We start from the raw sequence: 6,834 nt of genomic DNA, 5'->3' as shown, positions 1-6,834 counted from the left end.
CTGGTGATGAACGGACGACCCCGCAAGGTCCTGGACTGGCACACACCCTACGAAGCAATGAGCAAGCTACTCTCAGCCGACACAACCGGTGTTGCAACCACCGATTGAATCCGCCCTACCTCGCCAGACGACTACCTCGCCAGACGACTACCTCGCCAGACGACTACCTCGGCGGGGCAGGGGGAGGGGTCAGGCGACCAGGCGGTCGACCGCCTCGGGGGACAGGGCCTGGTCGGCGGCCATCGCGCTCGCGCCCAGCACACCGGCCTGGGTGCCTGTGCGGGCCGTGACGATGCGCAGGTGCTGCGTGGCCAGCGGCAGCGACCGCTGGTAGACGACCTCGCGGATGCCCGCGACGATGTGCTCGCCCGCGTCGGCCAGCGCGCCGCCGATCACGATCATCGACGGATTGAGCAGGCTGACGCTCGTGGCGAGCACGGCGCCGATGTCGCGCCCTGCCTGACGCACCGCCTGGCTCGCGGTGACGTCGCCCGCGCGCACCATGGCCACGACGTCGGCGGGCGTGGTGGCACCCTCGAGCTGGGTGGCGACGGCCTGCCCGCTCGCGATGGCCTCGAGGCAGCCGACGTTGCCGCAGCGGCACACGACGTCGGTCACGCCGGGTACCGCGACGTGCCCGATGTCGCCCGCGGAACCCTGCGCGCCGCGGCGCAGCGCGCCGTCGGCGATGATGCCCGCGCCGATGCCCGTGGCGACCTTGACGAAGAGCAGGTCGGCGACGCCGGGCCACGCGGCGCGGTGCTCGCCGAGCGCCATGATGTTCACGTCGTTGTCGACGAGCACGGGCGCGCCGAACCGCTCGCCGAGGATGCCGGGCACGTCGGCGTCGTCCCAGCCCGGCATGATCGGCGGGTTGTTGGGGCGGCCGGTCGCGTGCTCGACGGGCCCGGGGAGGCCGACGCCGACACCGGCGAGCTCGGCGGTCGACCGGCCGGCCTCGCGCAGCAGCTCCCGCCCGGTCTCGGCCACCCGGTCGAGCACGGCCCGGGGACCGTCGGTGATGAGCAGCGGCATCTCGCGGTGCGCCAGCACGGTGGAGGCGAGGTCGGTCACGGCGAGCCGCGCGTGCGTCGCGCCGAGGTCCACACCCAGCACCACCTGCGCGGACGGTGCGAACGCGAACGTGGCGGGCGGTCGTCCGCCGGTCGACGTCGCCTCGCCCGCCGGGGCGATGAGACCCGCGGCCATGAGCAGGTCGATGCGCGCGGCCACCGTGGACCGCGCCTGCCCCGTCACCGCGGCGAGGTCCGCTCGCGTGCGCGGTTTCCCGTCGCGCAGGAGCTGGAACATGTCACCCGCTCCGGCGACCTTCGGTACCTGCTGAACCACGTCCCGTGCCACTTCCACCATGCCTCTAGTGAATCATGGCCAACAAGGTCGCGACTTTTGCTTGACGGTCGGCAAAAGTCCCTCTACGTTCGTGGCATGGTCGACGCAGACCCCCAACCGACCCCCCGTCCGACCCCTAGTCCGACAGAGCAGCCGGCAGAGCAGCGGGCAGGGCAGCAGCCGCTGCTGCAGATGCGCGGCATCGTGAAGGAGTTCCCCGGCGCGCGGGCGCTCGACGGCGTGGATCTCGAGGTCCGCCCGGGCGAGGTGCACTGCCTGCTGGGCCAGAACGGGGCGGGCAAGTCCACCCTGATCAAGACGCTCGCGGGGGCCCACCAGCCGACGGCGGGCGAGATCCTCATCGACGGCGAGCCCGTCACGATCGCCGACCCGGTCGCGGCGCTCCGGCTCGGGATCGCGACCATCTACCAGGAGCTCGACGTCGTCGACGGCCTGACGGTCGCCGAGAACATCTACCTCGGGCACGAGCTCGCGTCGGGCGGTGTCACGCGCCGGTCCGAGGCGGCCCGCAACACCCGCAGGCTGCTGGAGCGCCTGGGCCACGGCGAGATCTCGCCGTACCGCGAGGTCGGCTCGCTGTCCGCGGCGGGCAAGCAGATCGTGTCGCTGGCCCGCGCACTGTCCCGGGACGCGCGCGTCGTCATCATGGACGAGCCGTCCGCCGTGCTGGACTCCGAGGAGGTCGGCAACCTCCACCGCATCGTGCGCGAGCTGGTCGCCGACGGCGTCGCCGTCGTCTACATCTCGCACCGGCTGGAGGAGATCCGCCAGCTCGGCGACCGCATCACGGTGCTCAAGGACGGCCGCACGGTCGCCGAGAGCCTCGTCGTGGCGGACACGCCGACCGACGAGCTCATCAAGCTGATGACGGGCCGGTCGGTCGAGTACGCGTTCCCCGAGCGCCCCGGCGTCCCGGCCGGTGCGGAACCGGTCCTCGAGGTCGAGGACCTCGCCCTGGGCGGCGTCTTCTCCGACGTCTCCCTCACGGTGCGGGCGGGCGAGATCGTCGGCCTGGCCGGCCTCGTCGGCTCGGGACGCTCCGAGATCCTCGAGACGATCTACGGCGCGCGGCGGGCGGCGTCGGGCACCGTGCGGGTGGGCGGCAGGCGCCTGCGCGGCGGGGTCGACGCGGCGGTGGCCGCGGGCATCGGGCTGTGCCCCGAGGAGCGCAAGAGCCAGGGCCTGCTGCTCGACGAGCCCGTGTACCGGAACATCACCCTGTCCACCTTCGCGCGGACGGCGCGGGCGGGGCTGCTCGACGAGAAGGCGGAGCGCGCCGCCGCGCGCGAGCAGGTCGAGGCGCTCGACCTGCGGCCCGCCTCGGTCGACCGGCACGCCCGCACCCTCTCGGGCGGCAACCAGCAGAAGGCCCTGCTCGCGCGCTGGCTCGTGCACGGCTGCCGAGTGCTCCTGCTCGACGAGCCCACCCGCGGCGTCGACGTCGGCGCGCGCGCCGAGATCTACACCCTGATCCGCCGCCTGGCCGACGACGGCGCGGCCGTCGTCGTCGTGTCGAGCGAGATCCCCGAGGTGCTCGGGCTCGCCGACAGGGTCCTGGTCATCTCCGACGGCCGGGCGGTCCACGAGGGACCCGCCCGCGACATCGACGAGCACCGCGTGCTCGACCTGGTCATGGAAGGAAGTGTGGCGTGAGCCAACGTTCGGCCCTCATGGGTCCGGCCCTGCGGATGGGCGGCCTCGTGCTCGCCCTCGTCCTGCTCGTGGTCGTCGGTGTCGCGACGGCCGGCGAGCGGTTCTGGAGCACCGGCAACCTGATCACGGTCCTCAGCCTCGCGGCCGTCACCGGCGTGGTCAGCATCGGCATGACGTTCGTCATCACCTCGGGCGGCATCGACCTGTCGGTCGGCGCGGTCGTGGGCCTGGCGTCCGTCTGGGCGTCGACGCTCTCCACCCAGTACGCGGCCGAGGACTTCGGCTGGTGGGTCATCCCGCTGACCGCCCTCGCCGTCGGCCTGGTGGCGGGCCTCATCAACGGGCTGTTGGTCGCCTACGGCAAGATGCCCGCGTTCATGGCGACGCTCGCGATGCTGGCGGCCGCCCGCGGCCTCGCGGAGATCATCGCGGGGCGGCGCACGCAGATCGTGACCGTGGAGCCCTTCTTCGACGTGTTCCAGTCGCGCCCGCTCGGCGTGCCCGCGATCGTGTGGATCTTCGTCGTGGTGGCGGCCGCCGGCTGGTTCCTGCTCAACCGCACGACGTTCGGCCGCCGGACCGTGGCCGTGGGCGGCAACCCCGAGGCCTCGCGCCTCGCGGGCATCAAGATCAAGCGGCACACCCTGTACCTGTACGGGCTCGCCGGCCTGACGGCGGGCATCGGCGCCGTGATCCTCCTCGCGCGCACGACGGCGGGGTCCTCGACGCACGGCACGCTCCTCGAGCTGGACGTCATCGCGGCGGTCGTCGTCGGCGGCACGCTGCTGGCCGGCGGCCGGGGCACCATCACGGGCACCGTGCTCGGCGTCCTCATCTTCTCGACGCTGACCAACGTGTTCGTCCTCAACAACCTCGACAGCTCGGTGCAGGCGATCGCCAAGGGCGCGATCATCGTCGGCGCCGTGCTGCTGCAGCAGTGGTTCGCCGCGCGCGAGCGGGTCACCGCCACCTGACGCGCGACCTGACCGCACCAGAGACAACCCAGCAGTTCCACCCGGATCAAGGGAGATCATCATGACCGCGTCCACCGTCCGCACGCGCCGCGCCGTCGGCGCCGTCGCCGCAACGGCCACCGCCGCGCTGCTGCTCACCGGCTGTGTGAGCAACGAGCCCCGCGAGAGCGAGGACGACGCCGCGAGCGGCCCCGTCGCCGTCACCGAGAACGACGAGCCCGGCGACGAGGTCGTCATCGGCTTCTCGGCCCCCGCCGCCGACCACGGCTGGATGGGTGCGATCACCAGCGCCGCCAAGGCCGAGGCCGAGAAGTACGAGGACGTCACGCTCCAGGTCGCCGAGGGCACCAACGACGTCAACGTGCAGATCAGCCAGATCGAGGGCTTCATCGACCAGGGCGTCGACGCCATCGTGCTGCTGCCGTTCGACGGCGCGGCGCTCACCGACGTCGCGCTCGAGGCCATGGAGGCCGGCATCCCGGTCATCAACGTGGACCGCGAGTTCACCAGCCCGTTCGCCGCGCGCGCCACCGTGCTCGGCGACAACTACGGCATGGGCGTCAGCGCGGGCACCTACATCTGCGAGCAGCTCGGCGACAACCCCGACGCCGTGGTCGCCGAGATCGCCGGCATCGACTCGCTGCCGCTCACGCAGGACCGCAGCCAGGGCTTCAAGGACGCCCTCGACGACTGCGGGCTGGACGTCGACGCGCGCGTCGCCGCGGAGTTCACCGTCGAGTCGGGCGAGGAGCAGACGGCGAACCTGCTGTCCGCCGAGCCGCAGATCGACGCCATCTGGAACCACGACGACGACCAGGGCGTCGGCGTCCTGGCCGCCATCGAGAACGCGGGCCGCGACGAGTTCTTCGTCGTGGGCGGCGCCGGCTCGGCCAACATGATGCGCGAGATCCAGGACGAGGAGAGCGTCGTCGACGCCACCGTCATCTACCCGTCCACGCAGGCCGCCGACGGCGTGAAGCTGGCCCGCCTGGTCGCCCAGAACAAGACGGTGAGCGACCTCGCCTCGATCGGCGTGCCGCGCACGGTCCAGCTCTACGCGCCCGTCGTCACGGCGGACAACGTGGAGGAGTTCCTGCCCATCGGCTTCGAGTCCTGACGCTGTGACAGCAGGCGACGATGCCCGGCAGGGCGGGCCGGAGGGCAGGGACATGACAGTGGTGGAGACAGTGGTCGAGACAGGGGTGGTGGCAAGAGTGGTGGCACCAGTGGGGGGAGGCACGGGATGAGCGCGGACAACGAGCTCGGCGTCGGCATGGTCGGGTACGCGTTCATGGGGGCGGCGCACTCGCAGGCGTGGCGCACGGCTCCGCGGTTCTTCGGCCTGGCCCTCGCACCGCGCATGCGCGCGGTCGCGGGCCGGGACGAGGCCGCGGTGCGCGCGGCCGCCGACCGGCTCGGCTGGGACGAGGCGGTCGTGGGCTGGCAGAGCCTGCTCGAGCGGGACGACATCGACCTGGTCGACGTCTGCACCCCCGGCGACACGCACGCGGAGATCGCCGTCGCGGCGCTCGAGGCCGGCAAGCACGTCCTGTGCGAGAAGCCGCTGGCCAACAGCGTCGCGGAGGCCGAGGCGATGGTGGCGGCGGCCGAGTCCGCCGCGGCCCAGGGCGTGCGCGCGATGGTGGGCTTCACCTACCGCCGCGTGCCCGCCATCGCGCTGGCCCGGCGGCTCGTCGAGCAGGGCCGGATCGGCCAGGTGCGCCACGTCCGTGCGCAGTACCTGCAGGACTGGATCGCCGACCCGCAGGCGCCCATGTCCTGGCGGCTCGACAAGCAGAAGGCCGGCTCGGGGGCGCTCGGCGACATCGGCGCCCACGTCGTCGACCTCGCGCAGTACATCACCGGGGAGACGCTCACCGGCGTGACCGGCCTCCTGGAGACGTTCGTGCACGAGCGGCCCGAGGCGTCGTCCTCGGCCGGGCTGTCCGGCGTCGCCGACACCGGGCGCACCGGCACGGTCACGGTCGACGACGCCGCGGTGTTCCTCGGCAAGCTGTCCGGCGGCGGGCTCGCGACCTTCGAGGCGACCCGCTTCGCGTGGGGCCGCAAGAACGCGATCCGCCTCGAGATCAACGGGTCGGCGGGCTCGCTCGCCTTCGACTTCGAGGACATGAACCTGCTGCACTTCTACGACGCCGCGGAGGACGCGGCGACGGCGGGCTTCCGCCGGATCGTCGTCACCGAGCCCGAGCACCCGTACGGCGGGGCGTGGTGGCCCCCGGGGCACGGGCTCGGGTACGAGCACGCGTTCACGCACCAGGTGGTCGACCTGGTCGGCGACCTGGCGGCGGGCAGGCAGCCGACGCCGTCGTTCGCCGACGGCCTGGGCGTCCAGCGCGTGCTGGACGCCGTGGAACGCAGCGCCGCCGCAGGGGGTGGATGGGTCTCCCTCGCATGATCCGTGGGCCCGCGCCGGCGACCTCGCCGGCGCGGGCCGCCTCGATCGTCGCGTTGAGCGCGAGGAGGTTGGTCTGCTCGGCGATCGAGGTGATGAGCTTGACCACCTCGCCGATCTGCTGGCTGGACTCGCCGAGGCGCACCGCGGTGGCGCTCGTGTCGGCGACGGCGCGGACGGCCTCGGCGGCCACCCGCGCGGCCTCGTTGGCGTTGCTGCTGATCTCGCGGATCGACGCGCCCATCTGCTCCGAGGACGACGCGACCGTCACGACGCTGCGCGTCACCTCGCCGGCCGCGGACGACACGACGGTGGCGCGGCCGCTGGTGGCCTCCGAGGACTCCGCGATGCGCGCCGAGGAGCTCGACAGCTCGTCCGAGGAGGCGGCGACGGCGTCCGCCGAGGCCGCGACCTCCCGCA

5 protein-coding genes and 1 pseudogene are annotated in these 6,834 nt (G+C 72.8%); 4 read left to right on the top strand and 2 right to left on the bottom strand.

The features are described from left to right. Positions 1–189: 189 nt before the first annotated feature. Positions 190–1,371, bottom strand: a complete 1,182-nt coding sequence (locus HLB15_RS21535; RefSeq protein WP_229785759.1) for an ROK family transcriptional regulator — start codon at positions 1,369–1,371, stop codon at positions 190–192. Between the two features lie 171 nt (positions 1,372–1,542). Here HLB15_RS21535 and HLB15_RS21530 point away from each other — a divergent pair, with 171 nt between their 5' ends. The 4 genes from HLB15_RS21530 to HLB15_RS21515 all read left to right on the top strand — a co-directional run bounded on the left by HLB15_RS21530 (position 1,543) and on the right by HLB15_RS21515 (position 6,417). Further along, positions 1,543–3,024, top strand: a complete 1,482-nt coding sequence (locus HLB15_RS21530) for a sugar ABC transporter ATP-binding protein (RefSeq protein WP_171108525.1) — start codon at positions 1,543–1,545, stop codon at positions 3,022–3,024. A 17-nt stretch (positions 3,025–3,041) separates the two neighbouring features. Then, complete coding sequence (locus HLB15_RS21525) at positions 3,042–3,998, top strand: ABC transporter permease (RefSeq protein WP_229785761.1); 957 nt, start codon at positions 3,042–3,044, stop codon at positions 3,996–3,998. Between the two features lie 61 nt (positions 3,999–4,059). Further along, on the top strand, positions 4,060–5,115 hold the full coding sequence (locus HLB15_RS21520; protein WP_171108523.1) for a substrate-binding domain-containing protein: 1,056 nt from the start codon (positions 4,060–4,062) through the stop codon (positions 5,113–5,115). A gap of 126 nt (positions 5,116–5,241) precedes the next feature. Continuing rightward, positions 5,242–6,417, top strand: a complete 1,176-nt coding sequence (locus HLB15_RS21515) for a Gfo/Idh/MocA family protein (RefSeq protein WP_171108521.1) — start codon at positions 5,242–5,244, stop codon at positions 6,415–6,417. Positions 6,418–6,484: 67 nt separating this feature from the next. On the opposite strand, the pseudogene HLB15_RS24920 reads toward HLB15_RS21515, so the two are convergent. Further along, a pseudogene (locus tag HLB15_RS24920) lies at positions 6,485–6,658 on the bottom strand (methyl-accepting chemotaxis protein); the annotation flags it as partial. Positions 6,659–6,834 lie beyond the last annotated feature (176 nt).

Origin of the sequence: Promicromonospora citrea (genome assembly GCF_013004695.1) — a bacterium.
Classification (GTDB): Bacteria; Actinomycetota; Actinomycetes; order Actinomycetales; family Cellulomonadaceae; genus Promicromonospora; species Promicromonospora citrea.
This window is presented reverse-complemented; position numbering and strand designations above follow the sequence as displayed.

Coding starts and splice junctions, on each gene's coding strand:
- HLB15_RS21525 (WP_229785761.1), top strand. CDS start 3,042: ATGGGTCCGGCCCTGCGGATGGGCGGCCTCGTGCTCGCCCTCGTCCTG.
- HLB15_RS21530 (WP_171108525.1), top strand. CDS start 1,543: ATGCGCGGCATCGTGAAGGAGTTCCCCGGCGCGCGGGCGCTCGACGGC.
- HLB15_RS21515 (WP_171108521.1), top strand. CDS start 5,242: ATGAGCGCGGACAACGAGCTCGGCGTCGGCATGGTCGGGTACGCGTTC.
- HLB15_RS21520 (WP_171108523.1), top strand. CDS start 4,060: ATGACCGCGTCCACCGTCCGCACGCGCCGCGCCGTCGGCGCCGTCGCC.
- HLB15_RS21535 (WP_229785759.1), bottom strand. CDS start 1,371: ATGGTGGAAGTGGCACGGGACGTGGTTCAGCAGGTACCGAAGGTCGCC.